Origin of the sequence: Phyllobacterium sophorae, assembly GCF_003010965.1 — a bacterium.
Classification (GTDB): domain Bacteria; phylum Pseudomonadota; class Alphaproteobacteria; order Rhizobiales; family Rhizobiaceae; genus Phyllobacterium; species Phyllobacterium sophorae.
On the sequence record NZ_PGGM01000010.1, the window covers coordinates 58,289 to 79,483 of the forward strand.

The 21,195-nt window shown below is 57.6% G+C and carries 22 protein-coding genes; 2 read left to right on the plus strand and 20 right to left on the minus strand.

The window, feature by feature from the left end:
• Window positions 1-98 precede the first annotated feature (98 nt).
• Window positions 99-800, plus strand: a complete 702-nt coding sequence (locus tag CU103_RS19825) for an IclR family transcriptional regulator (RefSeq protein WP_245448897.1) — start codon at window positions 99-101, stop codon at window positions 798-800.
• Between the two features lie 76 nt (window positions 801-876).
• Here the strand turns inward: CU103_RS19825 and CU103_RS19830 are convergent, their stop codons facing one another.
• From CU103_RS19830 to CU103_RS19850, 5 genes are all read right to left on the minus strand, one after another.
• Window positions 877-2,379 (minus strand): tripartite tricarboxylate transporter permease, encoded by a 1,503-nt coding sequence (locus CU103_RS19830; protein ID WP_106665772.1) that lies wholly within the window; start codon window positions 2,377-2,379, stop codon window positions 877-879.
• A 10-nt stretch (window positions 2,380-2,389) separates the two neighbouring features.
• On the minus strand, window positions 2,390-2,851 hold the full coding sequence (locus CU103_RS19835) for a tripartite tricarboxylate transporter TctB family protein (RefSeq protein ID WP_170117072.1): 462 nt from the start codon (window positions 2,849-2,851) through the stop codon (window positions 2,390-2,392).
• A gap of 108 nt (window positions 2,852-2,959) precedes the next feature.
• Window positions 2,960-3,889 (minus strand): dihydrodipicolinate synthase family protein, encoded by a 930-nt coding sequence (locus tag CU103_RS19840; RefSeq protein WP_106665774.1) that lies wholly within the window; start codon window positions 3,887-3,889, stop codon window positions 2,960-2,962.
• A gap of 137 nt (window positions 3,890-4,026) precedes the next feature.
• Entirely contained in the window at window positions 4,027-4,380 is a 354-nt protein-coding gene (locus CU103_RS19845; RefSeq protein WP_210203800.1) for a cupin domain-containing protein, read from the minus strand.
• Window positions 4,381-4,701: 321 nt separating this feature from the next.
• Window positions 4,702-5,388, minus strand: a complete 687-nt coding sequence (locus CU103_RS19850) for a GntR family transcriptional regulator (protein WP_106665775.1) — start codon at window positions 5,386-5,388, stop codon at window positions 4,702-4,704.
• A gap of 147 nt (window positions 5,389-5,535) precedes the next feature.
• Here CU103_RS19850 and CU103_RS19855 point away from each other — a divergent pair, with 147 nt between their 5' ends.
• Entirely contained in the window at window positions 5,536-6,126 is a 591-nt protein-coding gene (locus tag CU103_RS19855) for an NADPH-dependent FMN reductase (protein ID WP_106665910.1), read from the plus strand.
• An 87-nt stretch (window positions 6,127-6,213) separates the two neighbouring features.
• Here CU103_RS19855 and CU103_RS19860 read toward each other — a convergent pair whose 3' ends face one another.
• The 15 genes from CU103_RS19860 to CU103_RS19930 all read right to left on the minus strand — a co-directional run bounded on the left by CU103_RS19860 (window position 6,214) and on the right by CU103_RS19930 (window position 21,178).
• Entirely contained in the window at window positions 6,214-6,744 is a 531-nt protein-coding gene (locus CU103_RS19860; protein WP_106665911.1) for a gamma carbonic anhydrase family protein, read from the minus strand.
• A gap of 104 nt (window positions 6,745-6,848) precedes the next feature.
• Window positions 6,849-7,781, minus strand: coding sequence for a hydroxymethylglutaryl-CoA lyase (locus tag CU103_RS19865; protein ID WP_106665776.1), 933 nt, complete (start codon window positions 7,779-7,781; stop codon window positions 6,849-6,851).
• Window positions 7,782-7,791: 10 nt separating this feature from the next.
• A complete protein-coding gene (locus tag CU103_RS19870) occupies window positions 7,792-9,030 on the minus strand; it encodes a CaiB/BaiF CoA transferase family protein (RefSeq protein ID WP_106665777.1) in 1,239 nt (412 codons plus the stop codon).
• Between the two features lie 35 nt (window positions 9,031-9,065).
• Window positions 9,066-10,574, minus strand: a complete 1,509-nt coding sequence (locus tag CU103_RS19875) for an aldehyde dehydrogenase family protein (protein ID WP_106665778.1) — start codon at window positions 10,572-10,574, stop codon at window positions 9,066-9,068.
• Between the two features lie 28 nt (window positions 10,575-10,602).
• Window positions 10,603-12,279, minus strand: a complete 1,677-nt coding sequence (locus tag CU103_RS19880) for a thiamine pyrophosphate-dependent enzyme (protein WP_106665779.1) — start codon at window positions 12,277-12,279, stop codon at window positions 10,603-10,605.
• 30 nt (window positions 12,280-12,309) lie between these two features.
• A complete protein-coding gene (locus tag CU103_RS19885; RefSeq protein WP_106665780.1) occupies window positions 12,310-13,287 on the minus strand; it encodes a Bug family tripartite tricarboxylate transporter substrate binding protein in 978 nt (325 codons plus the stop codon).
• A gap of 487 nt (window positions 13,288-13,774) precedes the next feature.
• Window positions 13,775-14,158 (minus strand): ABC transporter permease, encoded by a 384-nt coding sequence (locus CU103_RS19890; RefSeq protein WP_245448898.1) that lies wholly within the window; start codon window positions 14,156-14,158, stop codon window positions 13,775-13,777.
• A gap of 174 nt (window positions 14,159-14,332) precedes the next feature.
• Window positions 14,333-14,638, minus strand: a complete 306-nt coding sequence (locus tag CU103_RS19895) for a hypothetical protein (RefSeq protein ID WP_106665782.1) — start codon at window positions 14,636-14,638, stop codon at window positions 14,333-14,335.
• 149 nt (window positions 14,639-14,787) lie between these two features.
• Window positions 14,788-15,639 carry a dioxygenase family protein gene (locus CU103_RS19900; protein ID WP_106665783.1) on the minus strand — a complete coding sequence of 284 codons (852 nt, stop codon included), beginning with the start codon at window positions 15,637-15,639 and terminating at the stop codon, window positions 14,788-14,790.
• Window positions 15,640-15,686: 47 nt separating this feature from the next.
• On the minus strand, window positions 15,687-16,748 hold the full coding sequence (locus tag CU103_RS19905; protein WP_106665784.1) for a maleylacetate reductase: 1,062 nt from the start codon (window positions 16,746-16,748) through the stop codon (window positions 15,687-15,689).
• Between the two features lie 91 nt (window positions 16,749-16,839).
• Window positions 16,840-17,445 carry a nuclear transport factor 2 family protein gene (locus CU103_RS19910; protein ID WP_425350624.1) on the minus strand — a complete coding sequence of 202 codons (606 nt, stop codon included), beginning with the start codon at window positions 17,443-17,445 and terminating at the stop codon, window positions 16,840-16,842.
• 39 nt (window positions 17,446-17,484) lie between these two features.
• Complete coding sequence (locus CU103_RS19915; RefSeq protein ID WP_106665785.1) at window positions 17,485-17,877, minus strand: MFS transporter; 393 nt, start codon at window positions 17,875-17,877, stop codon at window positions 17,485-17,487.
• On the minus strand, window positions 17,874-18,869 hold the full coding sequence (locus tag CU103_RS19920; protein WP_106665786.1) for an MFS transporter: 996 nt from the start codon (window positions 18,867-18,869) through the stop codon (window positions 17,874-17,876). Before CU103_RS19920 ends, CU103_RS19915 begins: the two co-directional genes overlap by 4 nt.
• 23 nt (window positions 18,870-18,892) lie before the next feature.
• Window positions 18,893-19,885: a bifunctional methylenetetrahydrofolate dehydrogenase/methenyltetrahydrofolate cyclohydrolase FolD gene (gene folD / locus CU103_RS19925; RefSeq protein WP_106665787.1), complete on the minus strand. Its 993-nt coding sequence runs from the start codon at window positions 19,883-19,885 to the stop codon at window positions 18,893-18,895.
• A gap of 15 nt (window positions 19,886-19,900) precedes the next feature.
• Window positions 19,901-21,178 carry an aminomethyltransferase family protein gene (locus CU103_RS19930; protein ID WP_106665788.1) on the minus strand — a complete coding sequence of 426 codons (1,278 nt, stop codon included), beginning with the start codon at window positions 21,176-21,178 and terminating at the stop codon, window positions 19,901-19,903.
• Between the last annotated feature and the right edge of the window lie 17 nt (window positions 21,179-21,195).

A 21,195-nucleotide genomic window follows, 5' to 3' on the forward strand; every position in this document is an offset into this window, starting at 1 on the left:
GGACAGGCATGTGCCGCGGAACAAAGACTGGCATTTACCCGTGTGGTTCCGCTAGAACCAGAATGTTGAAAACATGACAGCTGCAGGAGAAGACTTTGGTGGAAATTTCGCTGACGGGAGACCAGATGCTCAAGGTACTGGAGACAGTGGCAAAAGACGGGCCTGTCAGCGCTGCAGATATCGCGCGGTCTTGTGACATCAACCGTACGGTCGCGCACCGGTTGCTGATGACCTTGGCCCAGCGCGCTTACATCCGGCGCGGGGAAGAAGGCTATACCATCGGCCCTGCAGTCCTTCAGCTCGCCCAGGCCTCAGACAAGGATTTGCGGTCCGTAGCGAAGCCCGTCATGCTGAAACTGGCCGCCGATGTCGGTGAAACCGTTGTCCTTCATAGCATTGACAACGGCGAGGCGATTGTTGTCGATCAGGCCCTCGGTCAACGGCATCTTGTCCGTGTCGAACATAAACCGGGGTCGCGGCACCCGCTGTATCAGGGAGCCAGCGGGTGGTCTCTGCTTGCATTTCAGAACGCCAAGACGATCGACCGCGTGCTAAGAAAGCTTCAGGATTCGGACGCCGCACGGGCGCGCATCGAACAGACCCGGGCAGACGGTTACGCGATCTCGCACGACGAACTGCAGCTTGGCGTGCACGGCCTCGCTGCCCCGCTGCTGGAGCGTAGCGGACGGTGCCAGGCAAGCCTCGGCATTCTGGTGCCGAGTATCAGGAGCGATGGCCTGCCCTCGCTTGTGGGGCCGCTGCTGGCGGCCTCAAGGGAAATCTCGCGATTGCTGAATTGAGTCGTTCCGCCGAAAAATGCATTGCACTCCGGCGGAATCTCAAGGGCGTGGCACTCACGATGCTGCCGCCAGGGGATCAATCGTCGACAAAAACTTTCGCGCGTTTCCTGTACAGCGACGGAAGTGTAACGGCCATCAACACGATAGCCGCAACCAACAGCAAAACCGCGCTGATTGGTTCCGTGACGAAGATTTTCAGGTTTCCGCCCGACAGGATCATCGCCCGGCGAAAATGCTCTTCAAGCAGCGGACCGAGCACGAAACCCAAGAGCAGCGGCGCGGGCTCGAAGTCTAGCTTGATCAGAAAATAGCCGGTGGCGCCGAAGATCGCCACGAGCCAGAGATCCAGCGGTGCGCTGGCAATGCTGTAGACGCCCACTGAGCAGAACACGATGATCACCGGAATCAGCGCGTTGTACGGAACCTTAAGCAGTTTCACCCAGATTCCGACGAGCGGCAGATTCAGGATGACGAGCAGTGCGTTGCCGATCCACATGGAGGCGACGATCCCCCAAAACAGATCCGGCCTTTGAGTGATGACGTTCGGGCCGGGCACGACACCTTGCATAATCATCGCCCCGATCATCAACGCCATCACGGGATTGGACGGGATTCCAAGCGTCAGCATGGGAATGAAGGAGGTTTGGGCACTCGCATTGTTGGCGCTTTCGGGCGCAGCCACGCCTTCGATTGCACCTTTGCCGAATTCATCCTTGTTTTTCGAAATGCTCTTTTCCATTGCATAAGCGGCAAAGGCGGAGAGCACGGCCATACCACCCGGCAGCGTCCCAAGGATCGAACCGACGGCCGTGCCGCGAAGGACTGGACCAGTCATCCGGCGGAAATCCTCACGCGACGGCCAGAGTCTGCCGATCGGAAACACTTCCACCTCGTTCTTTCCCTCACTCTGCAGGTTGCGGAAGATTTCCGAGATCCCGAAAAAGCCGACGGCAACGGCCGTGAAATTCACCCCGTCCGAGAGTTCGGTGATCCCCAGCGTGAAACGCGCAACACCCGTATAGAGATCGCTACCAACAAGCCCGAGGAGCAGTCCCACCAGGATCATGGCAATCGCCTTAGGTAGCGAACCGGACGCGAGAACCACAGAGGAAACAAGCCCAAGCAACACCAGCGAGAAATATTCCGCCGGCCCGAACGCCAGTGCGACCCGGGTAAGCGGTATAGCGACCAGGGCCACCACCACGGTGGCCGCGCAGCCGGCGAAAAACGAGCCGAGTGCTGCGGTCGCGAGGGCCGGTCCGGCTCTGCCACGCCGCGCCATCTGGTAACCGTCAATCGTCGTCACCGCCGCGGATGACTCACCCGGCATGTTGATGAGGATAGCGGTGGTTGAGCCGCCGTACTGCGCACCATAGTAGATGCCAGCCAACATTATGAGCGATGCCGTGGGATCGAGGTTAAAGGTGATCGGCAAAAGCATCGCCATAGTTGCCACTGGCCCCAGGCCCGGCAAGACGCCGATCGCGGTGCCGATAATCACACCGATGAAACAGTACAAAAGGTTTTGCGATGACAGCGCGACGGAAAAGCCCAGCGCGAGATGCGAAAAAAGTTCCATGAGACTTACCTCAAATGTTCAGCCAAGGCCCGATGACCGGAATTGGCAACTTCAAAAAATAACTGAAAATCAGCGCGCAGAAGACGGCCAGCAAAGCACTCACGAAAAACGCAAGCCGAAAGGTCTGGGTACGGCTCGCATACCCCGAAATCATCGAGGTCACGAACACTGAAGGCAGGAGGCCAAGTCCGCGGATCGTCAACCCTAAGAAAACGGGGGCAAAGCAGACAAGAATGAGGCCACGCCAGGGAACCGCGTTAACATCGAAACGAAAGTCGCCACGACTCTCGGTCAGCGCCTTGACAGCAATGTAAATCCCGGTCCCCATCAAGATTATGGCGAGTGAAAATGGAAAATAGCCGGGACCCATATTGGTGCTTGTTCCGATTTTTAGCGATGTGGCCGCTGAAATCGCAAAACAACCGCCAATAAAAACGCAGACCCCGCCAGAAATCAGCGACTTTGTGTTCATCAGATTGTTTCCTCCCAAAATACGGCCACTCAATCCCATCGACAGCCATAATGCGTAAAATCAGCTGCTGCCTGCTCCTGTTCCCAGTCGGCAGCTGACCCATCCCAGTCAGGCCGGACGTGCCGGCCTCACCTCCGGCAGATCCAGCGACAATAACGCGTCGAAAAGTGTATGGCTCTCCTCCAGAGAAACCGGCAGACGCGGCGAGCGCAGCTCACCCCCTGGAAGTTCCAGAAGATTGAGAAGCGGCTTCAAGCCTCGTGCGCTTGCTCCCCCGTGCCGCATCAACAGCTGATGGAGCGCCGCCAGCCGGGTGAAAGCCTGCCGCATCTCCGAAAAATTGCCTTGTTCAAAATGGGCCGCCACCGACGAAGCGAGTTTCGGCGCGATATTGCCTTCAACAGTGAGAAAGCCGTCGGCCCCAAGAAACAATGTGGTCAATATGCTCCGGATGCCGACAGAATACAGTTCCACGCGGCCCCCAAGCCTCAAAACCAGCTCGGAGAAATAGCGGAGATCACCGCTTGAATCACGGATTGCTATGATTTGGGGAAAGCGATGAACCAGCCGGTCGAAGACGTCAATCGGAACGGTGTACCCGAGACTCGGGTAGTTGGAGACAACCACTGGCAGTGCGCACTTCTCCAAGACCGCCGTATAAAACCGTTCGAGTTCGAAAACGTCCGGTTTCAAGCTGCCATGGCCAGTGTCAAGTTGAAACAAGTGCACGGCGTCGACCTTTGCTGCTTCCGCGATCCGCACCATCCGCACTGCCTCATCAATGCTTCTTGCCTCACGTCCGCCAGCCCGCACCCCGGTCTTTCCTTGCAGCACATCCACCGAAGTTGTGAGGACTTGCACAAGTTCATCCGGGTCGAGCGAGAAGCCTTCGCCGATATTGGTGCTGCCCGCATAGACGGACTGCCCCCCTTCACATAGGCGGGCGAGGTGTTTCCGCAGCGCTGGCTCATCCAGAGCACCCCTATCATCAAAGGGTGTCAGACTGACCACCCACGCAGTTTTTTCTGGCTTAGACATGTGTTAGCCAACCTGGCCGAGGATGCTCGTAACGACGCCCGAACCCGTTCGCATATAGACACATCGGTCCGGGGTCCGCGAACATTGTTTTCTCCCTCATAGCTGCGTATCCTCCGATACGGGGCGGCCGTTCCCGGTCAGGGCCGGCGGACCGTCACAGAAATGTATGTGACCGGTTCATCAGTTTCGTTCGCGATTGAATGAGTGACACCATCAGTCATGCTGATCACCTCGCCAGGGCCATAGTTCGTTTCCGTTCCGCCTCGCCGATCCGTAAAGATTCCCTCGAGCACATAAATGACCTCAGGCCGTCCCGCATGGGAATGCGGAGCATATGATCCTCCGGCCTCTATGGTCGTTTTGCTCATGCGCAGGACGTGACCCTCCAAAGCGCCGATCTCCCCAGCAAGCTCTACCACCGCAAGTCTGCTGGTCATAAATCCGACCGGTTGAGGTTCCTTGCGCGAATCCGGCAATTCAGTGTTATTCATTTTTGGTCCACCATTTTGGTATCCAAGTTAATATACCAAATACATGGCCCTGTGACGACTGTCAATTTGCAATATGACAACCAATTTTAGGCTTAGAAACGTAATTTGGCCGGGCCATCCCCGCAAACGTTGTACAAGCGGCCGCCGAGAGCTTATATTGCGGGATGTGCGCGTGAAACGCGCGGTTTCCGCCTTACACCCAAACTGGCAGCCCGGTCTGCTTGGAGCCTTCACGGCAGCATATGATCCGCGCGCGTTGCCCAGGCATCGGGCAACGCGCGAAGCCTTCGCAGGGACGATCAGTGCGCGGGTCCTTGATTATCAGGCGCTGACTTTGAGACCGCGCATGCGCAGGCCTTGTGCCTGCGCCTTGATGGCCGACAATAACCGGTCACGCGAGTGCGCCACGTGGCGTTCCATCATGGCAGCGGCCTCATCCCCTTTGCCTGCTTCCACCAAGTCGATCAACGCCTCATGCTCGCGCGCGCCAACGTCATCTTTATCGGTCTTGAGATCCAGCCAACGTGCGCGGTAAACCACACGCATGATATCCTCCAAAGCCCGGAGCGTGAAAGCGTTGTTCGCGATACGGGCGAATTCAAGGTGGAATTCTTCCGCCTTCGGTGCGCGCTCCTCTACCTCATGCGACGCGGCAGACGACTCTTTAGCCAACGCTCTCAAGCGCGCGATGTCCTCCGACGTTGCGACCTGCGCGGCCTGCCGGACAGCCGCACATTCAAGAAGAGCACGAAACGCAAACGCCTGCTCCAGCTCCCCTAATTCAATCGGCGCAACGGTGTAACTCCGCTCTCCCTTGCGAACGAGGCCATCGCTTTCCAATTTGACCAGGGCTGCCCGAATTGGCGTGCGGGAGGACTCCAGAAAGGTTTCGAGAGCCCGTTCAGCCAAAGCTTGTCCGGGCAAGAGTTCAAGTGACAGTATGGCCTTCTTCAACCGGTCATAGGTGGCGGCAGTTGCAGATCGGTTTTCCGTCGATTCATAGCGCATAGTTTCACCTCTTGGTATCCATTACAGAATACCAAACCAGCCCGTCTGGTCAATGCAACACGACCTATAAAGTCAAAAGGTGCGCGAAGCGATTGCAAACCACGAACGCTTGAGATACCAATTTGGTATCCAAATAGGAGCGTGGATGTGACTGACCGGAGAGAGATAAACGCTATTGGCCTTTGCGGCAGCCTCAGGAGAGGCTCATACAATATGCTGGCGCTTCGCGCTGCCCAGAAACTTGCCCCGCATGGGATGACTGTCAGCATTGAAAGTATTGCTGAAATTCCGCTTTACAATGAGGATCTGCGAACCACGGATACACCCGACGCCGTTGTCATTCTCAAAAACAAGATTGCTGCGGCGGACGCGATACTTCTGGTATCCCCGGAATACAACTATTCAATTCCAGGGGTCCTGAAGAACGCTCTGGATTGGCTGTCACGCCCCCCGGAACCACCCTTCAACGGAAAACCCGTTGCAATCATGGGTGCAAGCATCGGCCATCTCGGGACGGCTCGTGGTCAATATCACTTACGTCAGGTGCTCGTTTATATGAACACGTTCACACTGAACAAGCCCGAAGTCTTCATCGGCCAGGCAGACAGAAAGTTCGACGCAAACGGACACCTGATTGATGAAACAACAATCAGACACATCGCGGAACAGTTGAAGAGCCTGGACCAGCTTGTGAGGCGATTGAACCCTGAGCGTTTCGCCCTGAGTTTAAATCATTGAATGCGGCTGCCGGACATGAACGCCTGTCCGGCACGGGGACAGGGGTCTCAGGCCAGCGTGTCGCGCGACTGACTGACGTTCAAATGTTCATTGGCTGATACGCTGCAGACCAGCTGCAAAATGCCGGGCGCGGATGGCGTAATCTTCTGCCGATCTGCGCAGCATTGCTTCACCGTTACCGTCAATCTGGCGGATGACTTTCGCAGGCGCTCCCACGACCAGCGAATTGTCCGGTATTTTCTCACCCTCTCGAACCAGCGCGCAGGCACCGATCAGGCAGTTGTTGCCGATCATGGCACCGTTCAGGACGGTGGCACCCATACCGACAAGTGTGTTGTCGCCGATCGTGCAACCGTGAACGATCGCCTGGTGTCCGATGGTGCAGCCCTGCCCTATCGTGACGGGAAAGCCCGGATCGGTGTGGATTATGCAGTTCTCCTGGATGTTGGTCATCGCACCGATGGTTATGTTTTCGTTGTCACCACGCAGAACCGCCCCAAACCATATACCGACACCTTCATTAACCTCCACCTTGCCGATCAGCACCGCAGTTTCGGCAATCCACGAAAACGAGCCTTCAAATCTCGGCCCGGTACCATCCAGCGAATAAATTGCCACAGCATTTTCCTCTACAACTTGGAAATGGAACCAGCATTCGCGGTATGCTGGCACAGTCACAACCGACCGGCGACGCTTTCCGTCGGACGGGACACTTACGCAATTCATGCGGCGTGGGAGTTCTCCCGGTAGGTGAGCGGCAACCCGGCGTGGGCCATTTTGCTGAAGAATGTTTGGCCCGGCAGTATCTCCGTCAGCATCCGCTGTGTTTCGATCAATTGATCAAGATTGATTCCCGTGTCCAGTCCCATTGATTCCAGCATGTAGACGAGGTCTTCCGTTGCGATGTTGCCGCTTGCGCCGGGAGCAAATGGACATCCGCCGAGCCCGCCGAGTGAAGAATCGAACGAACGAATACCGGTATCAAGCGCGGCAACAACATTAGCGAGACCTGTCCCTCGCGTATCATGAAAATGTGCAGAGTTGACTCTGTCGCCGACGGCGTCCCGCACCTTCCCAAACAGTCGGCGCACCTGTCCCGGCGTTGCATAACCGACTGTGTCGGCAAGGCCGATCTCGTCCGCGCCCGCCTCGACCGCCGCAACAGACAAACGCACAACTTCATCCTCGGACACCGCGCCCTGCAAAGTGCAGCCGAAAGCCGTAGCAATCCCGGCTTCCAGACGAAACCCCAATCCTGTCTCCCTACGCATCATGGCGACACGTCCCACTTCGGCCACCATCTCGTCGGGCGTCTTGCGGACATTGGCAGAAGAGTGCGCTTCGCTTGCCGATACGGGCATAACGATAATGTCTGCACCGGCTTCCGATGCGGCAATTGCCCCCTTCATATTGGGTGCCAGGGCCGCCACGTGAATCTTGCTTATTCCGAGCGAGGCTTTGACGACGGCAGCGGCATCTGCCATCTGCGGCAGATTCTTCACCGGAACAAACGAAGCGACCTCAAAACGTTTAACTCCACATGCTTGCTCAGCGGATAACCACCTCAGTTTCTCCGCCGTTGGCACGACAATGGGCAGCATCTGCAAGCCATCCCGAAGACCGACCTCGACAACCTCAACTCTTTCTCTGTTCATGCGGCTCTCCCTATGCTGATTGCGCGGCTCGGGCGCCGTTGCCTGCTGCTGGCACGGCCGGAAGCGGCACATCAGAAACGACGCCAGCTTGAAGCAATTTGCTGACGCTCGCTTCGTCTAGTCCGCAGGCGAGCAGAACCTCTCTCGTGTCGGCACCAACGGCGGGTAGTCCTCCTGGGGGGTTCAGCCGAGATCCGCCAAAAGTAATCGGAAGCGCCGGGGTGCGCGCCGCGGTACCATCCGGCAGCTTGATATCGATCAGGCCGCCTGACGCCAGAAGATGCGGATCGTTCAGCAGTTCTCCGGGCCGCCGCACGGGTGCAAACGGCAGGCCAATCGCTTCAAGACGTGCAATAAGATCATTGACTGGTAGAGTTCTCAGCATTTCGCGGACCTCCGGCAGCAGCCAGTAGCGTTGTTTCGCCCGCTCGTTGTTGCTTTGAAGCCGGGCATCCTTCAACCACTCCTCGCGTCCGAATTCGACGCAGAAGTCGTGCCATTGCCCATCGCCAATGATGCCGACAAAGAGTTGCGTGCCATCAGGCATGTCAAAGAGATCGTAAACAGGCCAGGGTCGCTCTTTCACCGACCATGGTTCGGATGGCTCCCCGGTAACCGCTTCGGCCAGCATCGCCTGCGCCATTAAAAATACGTTGTTCTCGAACAGCGATGCTTGCACTTCCTGCCCCTTACCGGTGGACTCGCGTTGACGAACAGCTGCCTGGATCGCAATAACACCAAACATGGCTCCCATAACATCGTTTACCGAGGCTCCGGCCCGCATGGGCTTACCTGGAAGGCCTGTCATGTATGCGAGCCCGCCCATCATTTGCACCACTTCATCAAGCGCTGAACGGTGTTCATAGGGCCCCGGGAGAAATCCTTTCAACGAACAATAGATCAGTTTCTCATTGAGCCCTGACAAAGTGTCATAGGCTAGTCCCAGACTCTCCATACGGCCCGGGCGGAAATTCTCAATAACGACATCCGAATCGGCCATAAGCCTTTTCACGACTTCCAATCCTTCAGGACTTTTCATATCCACCGCGATGCTTTTTTTATTCCGGTTGAAAGCCGCGAAAAAACCCGCCGCAAGGCCGCTGAGGTATCTGGTGCGGTCGCCCCGCGGCAACGGTTCAATTTTGATCACTTCGGCACCGAGATCAGCGAGAATCAGGCCGCAGCAAGGGCCCATAACCATCTGGGTGAACTCGAGCACACGCAGGCCCTTGAGGGGGAGGTTTTTCATCTATGTCTCCGTTTTTCTTAGCCTGGCATCCGAAACTATTGGTAGCGGATCATGACTGTTTTTGTTTCGAGATAATGCTCCAGGCCTTCCCGGCCATGTTCCCGGCCAAGACCAGACTGCTTCATCCCGCCAAATGGAAGATTTGCATCAAGCACATTGTGAGTATTGACCCAGACAGTGCCCGCCCGAAGAGCCTTGGTCACACGCATCGCGCGGTCAAGATTGGATGTCCAGACCGAAGCCGCCAGCCCGAACGACGTGTCATTCGCGAGTGCCACGGCTTCCTCTTCATCATCAAACGGCATGGCCACGATTACCGGTCCGAATACCTCGTCGCGGACTACTTCCATGTCGGGGGTGACGTGGCTCAGCAACGTCGGAGCCACAAAGAATCCGTGCTCGGGCACCGTGCGCTGACCACTCGCGAGATGGGCGCCAGCCTGTGCTGCACGTTGAATAAAGCCCGAGACGCGATCACGCTGTTTTGCAGATACTACGGGGTTGAGTTCGGACTCCGGATCCAGTCCGGAGCCGAAAGTCAGGCTATCAGCGACCTTGCCAAGCCTCTCAACCATCTCATCGTGAATGCGGCGGTCGATCAGAACGCGCGTTGCTGCGGTACAGACCTGTCCCTGGTTAAAAAAGAGACCAAGCCGGGCAACAAGCTGGTCCTGGTTGGATCCCATGTCGGGGAACAGCAGCATCGGGGATTTGCCCCCGAGTTCCAGGGTGAAACGCTTCATACCATCAATGGCCGCGTGACCGATCAATTTTCCGACCTCTGTCGAACCCGTGAACGCGAGTTTGTCGACTCCTGTATTCCTTGCGAGGGCCGCACCGGCAACATCGCCCCGGCCCGTGACGATATTGACGACGCCGGACGGCAGCCCGGCATCCTGGCAAAGCCGTCCGAAAAGAAGCGCAGTCAGCGGCGTTTCCTCGGAAGGTTTGACGACAATCGTGCATCCGGCCGCCAGGGCACTCGCCACCTTCCACACCAGCATAGAGAGGGGGAAATTCCACGGGATGATCGCACCCACGACGCCGACAGGCTCCCGCAGCGTGTATGTCATGTAGCGACTTCCCGCGGGTGGCGCCTGGATCGAGCTTTGGAGTGTATGTCCCTCAATCTTCGTCGCCCATCCGGCCATGTAGCGCAGATAGTCGACGGAGGCGCCGACCTCGATTGCCCGCGACAGCCCGATATTCTTGCCGTTATTCAATGATTCCAGTTGTGCGAATGTTTCACCCTGAGCTTCCAGACAATCAGCGAGCTTCAGAATCAACCGTTCTCGGTCGGCGGGCCTCAGCCGTGACCACTCGCCGGTCAGAGCCGCGCGTGCTGCCCTCACCGCCTGGTCGATTTCCGCCTCGCCGCAAGCTGGAACACTCGCAATAACCTGCCCGGTCGCCGGATCGAATACCTCAAGGCGATCGGTCCCGGGGGTAGGCTGGAACACTCCGTCGATGAAGATTTCATGCGGCCCCTTGAGAAAGGTCCGCACCTCCGCACTCACATGCGCGAGGGTTTGGTCTGTCGCCATAATCGTCTGTTCCTTTCGCGGGTTTCCGTCAACGCACTTTCGGCATCAAGATGAGCGGCCACGGACTGGGCATCTCTCCGCACGGGACATGCACCAAGGTGGGCCTTCCGCTTGCAAAGCCGGCCTTTACAGCCTCCTCCAGCTCTTCGGCCGTACGGGCGCGCAGGCCCATTGCGCCGAAGGATTCCGCCAGTTTGACAAAATCGGGGCTCGCGAGATCTGCGGCAATTACGCGGTTGCCGTAACGCTCCTGTTGAATGCGCTTGACGTTGCCGTACATGGCATTGTCGAAAACCACGAAGACAACGTTCAGATTGTGTTTAACCGCCGTCGCAAGTTCGCCAACCTGGTACAGAAAGCCGCCGTCTCCCGAGATGGCGAGCACGGGGCGGTCCGGCATGGCGGCCTTGACCCCCAACGCGGTCCCGATGCCCCAGCCGAGATTGTCCTGGTAACCGGGGGACAAAAACGAGCGTGGGGCGAATACGGGAAAGGCAAGTCTGCTGACAAATCCGACTTGCGTCACCTCGTCCACGAAGATGCCTTCCTTTGGCAACGCTGCCCGAAGGGCCTTGAGAAAGCTCATCTGAGGCTCGAGGGCACGCAGCTTGTCCGCCAGCCAATTATTATGCATCGAGAGTTCACCATCTCGATGCAACCGTTGCCTGTTGAATGCGGGCAGCATTTCGAGAAGGGCCCTTGCGTATGCCGACGCGTCCCCGACCAGGGCCACGGTCGCCTTCCGGAACCGGTCCGGCTCCTCGGGATTGATATCGACCCGGATGATCTTCAGGTCATCTGAAACTCCCCACATGCTTTGTTGCGTGTGCAGCCGTGTGCCGATTGCCAGCACGACATCCGCCTCCGCCCAAAGGCGGTGTGCAACCGGCAACCGGACATTCAGACGGTGATCCGATGGAATAACGCCCGTGCCGCGGCGATAACCGGAAACCGGTGCTTCGAGCATCTCCGCCAGTGCCGCCACTTGCGCGCCCGCATCCTGGGCACCGCCTCCGACTATGATGAGAGGCCGTTCAGCTTCGGCCAGAATTCTGGCCGCTCGGTCGACAGCCTCGACATCTATCGAGACGGCACGCTCAACATATGGCGGAATGTCGAGATCAATTCTCGCTTGCTGGGCAAGGACATCCATCGAGCACTCCAGCACGACGGGACCCTGGCGTCCGGAACTGGCCGACCTGATCGCTTCATCCACAATTCCCGGAGCCTCCTGTGGCGTGCGGATGCGCGTGGCCTGTTTGGAGAAATGACGAGCTATCCCCAGTTGATCGTGCAATTCATGCAGATGGCCATGGCCGCGGTCGATGTCTGCCTGCGGGATCTGGCCAACGAGTGCGATCACCGGCGCGTTCATACTGTAGGCCGTGAGCAATGCCGCCGACGCATTGAGGAACCCGGGGCCCGGAACCACCGCGCAGACTTGCGGCCTTCCCGTCACGAGGGCCGCGCCGAGCGCCATATAGGCGGCTGCTTGCTCGTGGCGCGGGTGAATAACCCGCAAGCGATCCCCTGCCCGGTAGAATGCGTCGAACAAGGGATCACTCTGGAGGCCCGGCAGCGCGTAAACAGTGTCGACGCCCTGCCGGATCAACGTTTCGACGATGGCGTCGGCGGTGGTCACCGGAGCCGGATACTGGTCACCGGCCTCAAGGCCCGCTATCGCTTTCGAAGCCGGTTGTATCATTGCAAATTATCCAGGTTTGAGTACCGCCGGTCAGATCTGTTCGATCTTCGCGACCTTGACGAGATCAGTCCACTTGGCGACATCAGCCGCGACGCGCGCCCGGAACTCCTCCGGCGTTGCCGACATCGCCGTAGAGCCCAGGCCCCTGATCCGGTCGATGCTTGCTGGCTCAGCAACCGTTGCTTTGATTCCGTCGTGGAGCTTGGCCACAACGTCAGCTGGCAGATCCTTCGGCGCTGCAACGCCGTAATAGGATGTCACGTCGTAGCCCGGCAAAACTTCCGCTATTGCCGGCACATCAGGCAGATCGGCGTAGCGCGTCGGACTTGTCACCGCAATTGCCTTGATTTCCTTGGATTGTATCTGAGGAAACACAGACGCTGGTCCATTGATCACGAAATCGATCCGTTTGCCCAGGAGATCCACCATTGACTGCGAATTCTGCTTGTAGGGCACATGCTGCAGCTTGATCCCGGCCTTCGAGGCCAAGAGTTCCATTGCGAGATGCAGCGTCGTACCGATCCCGGAGGAGGCATATGTAAACAGCCGGTCGCTCTTCTTAGCCTGCTCGATCAGTTCAGCTGGATTGTTGACCGGATGGTCCGGATACGTCGCAATTGTAAATGGCGTGCCGCCCGCGACGAGGCTGATGAAGGTAAAGTCATCAACTGTTTTATATGGCAGTTGTTTGTAAATCGCAGCTGCCACCGCGTGGGCGCCCGTCAGCATGATCAGCGAATACCCGTCGGCGCTGGCGCGTGCAATTTGGTCCGCAGCTGTGGTCCCGCCTGCGCCAGGGCGCGGGTCAACAACCACGCTCCCAGCCAGTTGCTTGGTTAATCCTTCCGCCGCGACTCGTGCAATTCCGTCACTGTTTCCGCCTGGCCCGAATCCGTGCACCAGAGTTATCGGTCGCTCGGGCCATCCTGCTGCCCGGGCGATAGCTGGCATAAGTACCGCTGCGGCGCCGCCCGCAAGGATGCTACGGCGCGTTAATTTAAAGGTCATGGTATCCTCCCTGATACAATGTTCGAAACGTCGTCACTTCCCGAATCTAAGTGCACCATAACGGATGTGCCGGTCAGCAATGGCGAAGCTCCCGCTCTCATTTTCGGTATCTTAACTGTACAACCAATTTGGTATCCATTTCAAGATACCAAATGAAAATGATGGGGTTCCCAAAATATTGCCGCTCCCGCGTCACTTGGGAACCCCAAGTGGTCAGCAATCTGCTCTGTGTTCAGTGGTTGCGGACAGCCAACTGGCGTGGTTCGCGATCACGGCAATGGCGAGGTCGTGCAGGTCCGCCGGCCCGCGGAGAGGAGATGACCAGCTTGCCTATTTGATCCGCTCATCAGGTGAAGAATATTTCAATGCGACAGCCAGATACCCAAATCAGTCGTTCCAAAAGGGCTGTTGAACTGGATTAGGTTTTCGCAGCAAGTTTGATGCTATCAACAACTACTCGACAGTATGCTCGTTTAGACACCTGACCCTAACAGCGAACCGCCAGAGTCATTCGAATGCACCACACTCTGCACTGTTCAACTTCGCCCTCGAATTGCGGCTGCCAACGAAGGCAGTAGGCCCGAATCCGTCGGACCACCACCGCCAAGAGAATTCCCACGACCATAAGTACGAAAATCGCAACCATCATTCCAACAGAATGGGCGCGAGCTTCGGATTCGACGATCAGCTTTCCGACGCCGCGCTCCGCTCCAACGAATTCGCCAACGAGGGCAAAGGAAACTGGGATCAAGGACGCGAACACCAATGCCAGCGCCGACGGCACTACGACGCTGCGAAGTATCTTAGCTTTGGTTGCACCGAGCAGCCGGGTAGCTGCAATCTGGTCGCGGTCGACAGCCCTCGTCAGCAAGCTCATATCCCGACTGGAGATGCGGCTCGGCGTACGGCCGCTGGCTCGTACGGCCAGAGCGCTCACGCCGAGGCTTATTACGACCGCAGTCTGCAGATTCTCGCTGATGCCGATGAGGCTGAGCGCGCCGCGTTTCAGGGAGCAATTCCAATCGGCCGTCTGCGAGTGAATGCCTCACTCCTGTTCGGAAATCACCGATGATGTGATCGATATTGTCGGGGAGGCTGCCGATGTGGCTATCCGGTTAGGGCCTCTCACCAGTTCCAGTCCCAAAACGAGGAACTGGGAGAGAGCCGCCGTTATGTTGTCGCTGCGCCCTCCTATCTGTCGCGGCACGCTACACCCGTCAAGCCGCAGGATCTGGCCGATTGCCTTGCGATCAACTTCCCCCGGACGCTCGGTCCGTGGCGCTTCGCTGAAGACGTCGTCCAGCGTCCGTTGAAAGGCGCTGCGCTTCAAGCTCCGGCCGGGTCGTGACATGCCGTCCGTAAGCAGCTGCCCGATATCGCTTTTCCGCCCCGGTCCGAAGCGTGTGCGATGCGCAAGATCGCCATCGTTGCTCTTCCGCGGCGGCCGTAAGGATCATGCGCCGAAATATGAGGAATCTGCGCCCAAGGCCACGCCCCACTTCACTCAGGATGTTCGGTCGGCGCAAGGACAAAGTTAAAGAGGGAACGCCATTGCGTCGGGCCTTGCGCAACGCGCTGGAAGGGTGCAACCAGTGTTTTTTTTACGCCGAACACCGTGTCCGAGTCCAGATAGGCGTCGTCGCCGACGAAGGTGTGTGTCACGAGCTTTTGATAGCCATCTGCAGTCACAAGGTAATGCATGTGCGCCGGGCGATATGGGTGACGGCCGAGACTGGCTAGCATCTGACCCACTGGACCGTCATCGGGGATCGGATAGGACACCGGCTTGACGCCTATGAAGCGGTACGTGCCGTCTGAACCGGTGACGAAGATGCCACGATTGTTCCATTTGGGCTGGATCTCGGGCTGCTGAACATCATAGTAGCCTTCCGCGTTGTCCGACCAGACATCGACTTTTGCGCCCTCAATCGAGTTGCCGTCAAGATCGATCACCCTGCCCTCGTAAAGGCAGCTTTCACCCTTTCCGTCCAGGCTGATGTTTTCGCCCATCTGCCGGACGGGCGCGCCCTTGACGTGGAACGGTCCGAATACCGTATTTTCCGTCGCGCCTGGCGGGCGGCGGTTGTTGATGGCATCCACCAGCATGGAAAAGCCCAAGGTGTCCGAAAGCAGGATGAATTCCTGTCGCTCGTCGCTGCAAATGCGGCCCGTTCGAGTCAGAAAGTCGATACCAAGCTCCCATTCCTCCTGCGTAAGTTTTGTTTCCTTTGCAAAAGCGTGAATGTGTTTGATCAAGCAAGCCATGACTTCGGCAAGACGCGGATCGACCTGCTTGCCCATGCGTGCATTGACTGCCTCGACAGAACCTTCTTCGGTGAAGTAGCCTTTCATATCGTCTCCCATGTCATCGTGTTGCGCCAAGCCGGGTGGATCGCCGCTTACTGCGGGCGTTCGCCCCTCCAGGCGCGCTGCAACAGCGAAAGGATGTCATCACGAGTGATAGGGCGTGGATTCCAATAGGAGTTTTCCAACGCCAGTTCGGCAACGGTCTTGATGCCGTCTTGCGGCATGCCGAGTTGAGAGAGCGCCTGCGGTGCATCCAGCGTTTTGATCAGGTCAAACAGGCCATGTCCCGCATCCGATGTCCCCATGGCGCGAGTAATCGCGGCCATCGCCTCTGGCGCGGCAGTTGCATTATAGGCGACCGCATGGGGAAGGACGACGGTATGGGTTTCGGCATGCGGGAGGTTGAAGCTTCCGCCCAGCGTGTGGCAGAGCTTGTGATGCAGCGACATCCCGACTGCCCCAAGGCAACAGCCGCACAGCCAGGCGCCATAGAGCGCTTTCGTGCGGGCTTCCATGTCAGACGGTTCGCTAACCAGAACAGGCAGCGCTGCAGAAAGCATGCGGATACCATCTTCCGCCATCAGCGAAATCACCGGGTTGCGATCTTCTGCATAAAGGGCCTCGACCGCGTGGGCGATAGCATTGATACCCGAGGTAGCGGACAACGCCGGTGGCAGGCCTAGCGTCAGGTCTACATCGTAGATCACCGTTTCGGGCAATACATCCAACGAACGGATTGTCGTCTTTCGCGCACCTTCGGTTTCGCCTAATATCGGCGTCATCTCCGAACCAGCGTAAGTGGTCGGGATGACAAGCTGCGCGACCCCCGTTCGCCGTGCCAAAGCTTTGGCGAGCCCCGTCGTGGACCCGCCGCCTATAGCCACGACGCAATCGGCTTTAGCCTCGCGCAAAGCGATAAGAGCCTGCTCAGTGGTCGCAACGGGCGTATGCATGACGGCACCGGCGAACAGCCCCACAAAGGCCTGCCCAAGCAGCACGCCGACCATCTCCCCTTGTTCCAACTGTTGAGGCGTCGTTAGCACCAGGGCGCGACTGGTGCCGAGCCGGGACAGCTCATCCCCAGCCTCAGCAATTGTGCCACGTCCAAAACGAACGCGGATCGGCAAAGCCTCATAGGTGAAAGTCTGAATCATGCGGATCGTCCCTTATCGAGGTCTCTTAGCTTCTGATCGCGGTGAACGATGGACGAAGGGCGCGTCCGAAGCTGAGAGCACAGCCAGAACCTTACAGGCTTGCCCCGGCCAGCCAATTTTCGCCACGGCGATAAAGTGCCTCGACCTGGGGGCCGACAAGTCCAGGCATGTCTTTTTTTACCACGTAGCCGATGCGCGACTGCATGTAGGCAAGATGTCGATATCCAACCGGAAACTGTTCAAGCAGATCCGTGTCCAGAAGCAACTGCTCCGACGGATCTACAGGATTAACCGTGTCCTTTTCGTAAATCGGCTGACGCAATATCATTCTCCATTGGCCGTTCCTTTTTTCGATGAAATCATAGAAACGTCCGGTGCAGACCACGTCGCAAAGAACATCTTCTACCAGCCCACGCTGAGATATCGTCATCTTGGTCTGCGAAATGGCCCTATCATCTTTTAGGTCGATCGAGGTGCCGCCAAGGAAGTGCAATATGTTGACTCCTTTTTCAAAACCTTCCCGGCTGACACGGATGAATTCATCAGCGATTCCCTGAAACCAGGTCGCCTGCATGACGCCGTCATCGGACCAGACGGTACGAAACCGATCCCAGTCGCCGGCATCGCGCCATACCGCCCAGTTTTCAATCAAGTCACGAATGGCCAGACGGTCCATAATTTCCTGAGGTATCGACATTTATCTACTCCTTTTACGAAACGGCATCCCGTTCCCGATTTAATAGTTTGCCGGTGTCGGACTGTTTCGCGGACCCGCCCTTGCGACCGACGGAGCATGATTGCTGACAACAGTAACGGCCATCAGCGCGATCATCAGGGAAACCGCGATCACGCTGAAAAACACGCTGCTGCCGAAGCCTAAACTGAGGGAACCTACATACGCGCTGGCGATTGCGCCCAGCCGCCCAAAACTTGCGGCACTTCCCACGCCGGTCGATCGAACGGTCGTTGGGTAGATATGTGTGGCCAAGGCATACAAGGATCCTTGCGCGCCGAGTAGAAAGAACCCTTGCACGCAGAGTGTTACCAAAATCATCGGCTTCAAGGTGGGTGAGATCGGCATGAGTGCCAGGATTGCCGTACTGATAACCGCCCCTCCCGCGATGGTCACAATGCCAATCTGCGAGCCAAAGCGACCGATTCCCAAGCCGCGGCAAAGCAGCCGACGGTTCCGCCCAGATTGAAAAGCGCAAGTCCGAAACTGGCAAACTGCACATCGAACCCTTGGCTGGTCAGCAGCGTCGGCGCCCATCCATAGAGAATAAAGACCGGCATCTGGCAGAAAAAGAACGCCGCCCACATCGCGAGTGTGTTGCGCCGCAGCAGAGGGGCTAGCAGGGCGCCGAATGAAGGACGGCTGACACTCACCTCACGTTGATCGACGAATGTGGTGTTGGTGGCGAAATCCGCACCCAGCTTTCGGATAGACGCCGTCAGTCCGGCGACGTTGCTCCCGCGTCGCAGGAGATACTGCGGAGATTCCGGCAGCACGAACATCAGGACGGCTGCAAGCACCAGGGGCGCGCTGCCGCTGATGATGAACAGCGTCCGCCAGCCCTGACTTGGCAGGATCTGGGCGGCGATGACTCCGGCAATCATGCCGCCGATCGGGATACATGCGATGCCTAAGATAACCGACAGGCTGCGTCGATTCTGTGGGGTGAATTCTGCGGTTAAAGCCATGGCTGCAGGCACAGCTCCGCCAAGGCCAAGACCGGCGATGAAGCGGAACAGGATGATCTGGTTTACGCTATGGGTAAAGCCGATCATAACGGTGGCAGTTCCGAACACCGCAACCGCTACGATCCGCGCGATCTTGCGGCCGATTCGGTCTGCAAACATGCCGCCGATCGGGCTGCCGATTGCCATACCCGCGAAACCAAGGGCAAGGGCCGGTGCGAAATCAATGCGGGATACCTGCCATTCGGCGATCAGCGACGGAATAACAAATCCCAGAAGTTGGTTATCCAGCCCATCGAACACCAGCGCGAGCGCGCAATAAAGCAGGACCAGCTTCCGCGATGTAACCCAAGGCCCGTCATCGACGAGCCTACCGATATCAACAACGGGTTGTTGTCCCGCCTCCGTTTCAAGATGTCTCATGGTATTAGTTCTCCTCCCTAAACCTATTCGTTACCCTTAGAATATTTGGGGGTGCGACCCGCCTCCACTTCTGCCTGGTTGCATCGCTCGGCTGCATCTGCCCGGCTAATGGCATTCCACTGCACCGGCGTAGATTGCGTATCGCCTCGTGCACGGCGGCACTGCGCAGCGTGCAAAGTATTCGCAAGCAGATATGCGATGGTCATTGGGCCCACACCTCCCGGCACAGGGGTGATGGCGCCAGCGACCTGACGCGCTTCATCGAAGTTGACGTCACCCGATAGGCGTTCCTTCCCAGTTTCCTGCTGGACCCTGGTAATGCCGACATCGATCACCGTCGCACCAAGTTTGATGTAATCGCCACGGATCAAGCCGGGCACCCCCGTCGCGGTCACCAGAATGTCCGCCGTCCGACACAGCCGCGCCAGATCAGCCGTGCGGATATGAGCGATCGAAACCGTGCATTGCGCCTGCAAAAGTAGCCGTGCCATAGGTCGCCCAACCACATTTGATGCACCGACCACTAAAGCGTCCATCCCCGCAATGTCCTCATGAACGCTATGGATAAGCCGCATGGCGCCAAGGGGAGTACAAGGTGTCAGCGCATCTCGCGCGCCGTTCGCGACATGTCCGACATTGAGCGGATGGAAGCCGTCCACATCCTTTTCAGCGGCGATGACGTTTACGACATGGGCAGGATCAATATGCGCGGGCAATGGGAACTGGATCAGAATTCCATCAATTGCGTCATCCATGTTCAGCCGCTGAATCAGACTGATCAGCTCTTGCACGCTTGTCTCGGACGAAAGCCTAAAGCATTCTGACCGCATACCGACCGACTGTGTCTGCCGAATCTTGTTGGCGACATAGATCTGGCTGGCAGGGTTCTCGCCAACCAACACGACAGCCAGGCCCGGCGGTTCAAAACCTTCAACAATGAGGTCGGCGACGCCCGACGCGACCTCTGCACGCACTTCCGCCGCCATTGCTCTCCCATCGATGATCCGCGCTGCCATGTCTGATCCACCCGACTACAGCTTCGCCAGATCGGCGCGACGATTGTCATTTTTGTAAGGGGCCCGAGCGACCTTTGCCCGAATCTTCTTCTGGCGTTGGCCAGGTTCTCCCCACACCACGACGACGTCGGTCCCAACCTCGGCATGGGCGATGTCGATCACGCATAGCGACAGCATCTCGCGAAAGAAATAGCTATAGCCACGCGACGTCGCGACTCCGACATCCTGACCATCGACAAGCACGCGATCTGCATACATGAAGCCGCGCTGATCGCGGGGCATTTCCATGAATTGATAGGGAACTTCGTCGTTGCGGTATAGGGAGGCATAAACATCAGCGATATCTTCGCTATTCCAGACCAGCGTCCGGATCGCCCGTCGGGGATTTGCGACTTCCTCTTCCAGCGCGGCGCGACCGATAAAGTCGTGATCAAATTTGATATTCTTGCCCCACCCCAATTCTACCGGACTACGATACCAATCCCTGATCTCGTCAGAAGCGAAGCTCCCGGCGATATTGAAGGTGGCTGCAACACTGGGCATCGCCGCCTGGAATTCGTCCCGGTACTCCTTCAAGTCCTCATCAAAGATCGCCGGCATATAGTCAGTGATGATCGTCGGGAAGCAGGCTTCAAGATGGTTGATAAATACAGCCCGCCCGCCAAGACGGCGCAGCCCGAATTCAGGCCCTGCCGCGACGATAGCATCGTAGACCTGGGACGCCTGTTCCCTTGGTCCTTGCAGCTCAAACCCGACTTCGCCCGACATACCCTGGCGCAGGGCAAGCATCGTGCAGCCGGCGATTTCGATTTCGATCGAGCGCATGAACTTGACATCACGAAGCGAGCGGTTGGCGACCTTTTCCAGCAAGGCCAGTGCCGTTGGGCCTGCTACCTGAAAGTTGAACCAGTCATCCGCAACAGATTCGACATCGTAATTCCCCTTGCGACGAATATAATCAACCCAGAAGGTTCCACGGCCGAACAGCATGTATTCGGAATCGGAAAGGCGCGTCAGAATCCCCTCGGCGATGACTTTTCCGGCCTTATTGGTGTGCGTCACATGCTTTGATTGCAGGACGTCAAACTTCTGGAAACTGTTGATTGAGGTGTCGGAAAACAGCTTCAGCGCATCAGGGCCTTTGAAGCGACGTTCCCACAGAAAGCTCCAATCCCCGATCGAGCAGGTCTGTTTCCATGACATGCTCTCGTCGATCCAGTCGGTATATTCCGGTAGCCCCCAGCGGGTCGTGAAATACCCCTCGGGGGTTTTGCGAATTTCATTGGGGTGCATAAGAGTTTCCTTTTTCA

What these genes read in the sequence shown, in the direction of transcription:
- CU103_RS19910 (WP_425350624.1), bottom strand. Translation starts at nt 17,445, where the DNA reads ATGTCGATACCTCAGGAAATTATGGACCGTCTGGCCATTCGTGACTTG.
- CU103_RS19885 (WP_106665780.1), bottom strand. Translation starts at nt 13,287, where the DNA reads ATGACCTTTAAATTAACGCGCCGTAGCATCCTTGCGGGCGGCGCCGCA.
- CU103_RS19845 (WP_210203800.1), bottom strand. Translation starts at nt 4,380, where the DNA reads ATGAATAACACTGAATTGCCGGATTCGCGCAAGGAACCTCAACCGGTC.
- CU103_RS19870 (WP_106665777.1), bottom strand. Translation starts at nt 9,030, where the DNA reads ATGAAAAACCTCCCCCTCAAGGGCCTGCGTGTGCTCGAGTTCACCCAG.
- folD (WP_106665787.1), bottom strand. Translation starts at nt 19,885, where the DNA reads ATGGCAGCGCGGATCATCGATGGGAGAGCAATGGCGGCGGAAGTGCGT.
- CU103_RS19930 (WP_106665788.1), bottom strand. Translation starts at nt 21,178, where the DNA reads ATGCACCCCAATGAAATTCGCAAAACCCCCGAGGGGTATTTCACGACC.
- CU103_RS19850 (WP_106665775.1), bottom strand. Translation starts at nt 5,388, where the DNA reads ATGCGCTATGAATCGACGGAAAACCGATCTGCAACTGCCGCCACCTAT.
- CU103_RS19830 (WP_106665772.1), bottom strand. Translation starts at nt 2,379, where the DNA reads ATGGAACTTTTTTCGCATCTCGCGCTGGGCTTTTCCGTCGCGCTGTCA.
- CU103_RS19865 (WP_106665776.1), bottom strand. Translation starts at nt 7,781, where the DNA reads ATGAACAGAGAAAGAGTTGAGGTTGTCGAGGTCGGTCTTCGGGATGGC.
- CU103_RS19920 (WP_106665786.1), bottom strand. Translation starts at nt 18,869, where the DNA reads ATGAGACATCTTGAAACGGAGGCGGGACAACAACCCGTTGTTGATATC.
- CU103_RS19875 (WP_106665778.1), bottom strand. Translation starts at nt 10,574, where the DNA reads ATGGCGACAGACCAAACCCTCGCGCATGTGAGTGCGGAGGTGCGGACC.
- CU103_RS19900 (WP_106665783.1), bottom strand. Translation starts at nt 15,639, where the DNA reads ATGAAAGGCTACTTCACCGAAGAAGGTTCTGTCGAGGCAGTCAATGCA.
- CU103_RS19880 (WP_106665779.1), bottom strand. Translation starts at nt 12,279, where the DNA reads ATGATACAACCGGCTTCGAAAGCGATAGCGGGCCTTGAGGCCGGTGAC.
- CU103_RS19835 (WP_170117072.1), bottom strand. Translation starts at nt 2,851, where the DNA reads ATGAACACAAAGTCGCTGATTTCTGGCGGGGTCTGCGTTTTTATTGGC.
- CU103_RS19905 (WP_106665784.1), bottom strand. Translation starts at nt 16,748, where the DNA reads ATGATTCAGACTTTCACCTATGAGGCTTTGCCGATCCGCGTTCGTTTT.
- CU103_RS19895 (WP_106665782.1), bottom strand. Translation starts at nt 14,638, where the DNA reads ATGTCACGACCCGGCCGGAGCTTGAAGCGCAGCGCCTTTCAACGGACG.
- CU103_RS19840 (WP_106665774.1), bottom strand. Translation starts at nt 3,889, where the DNA reads ATGTCTAAGCCAGAAAAAACTGCGTGGGTGGTCAGTCTGACACCCTTT.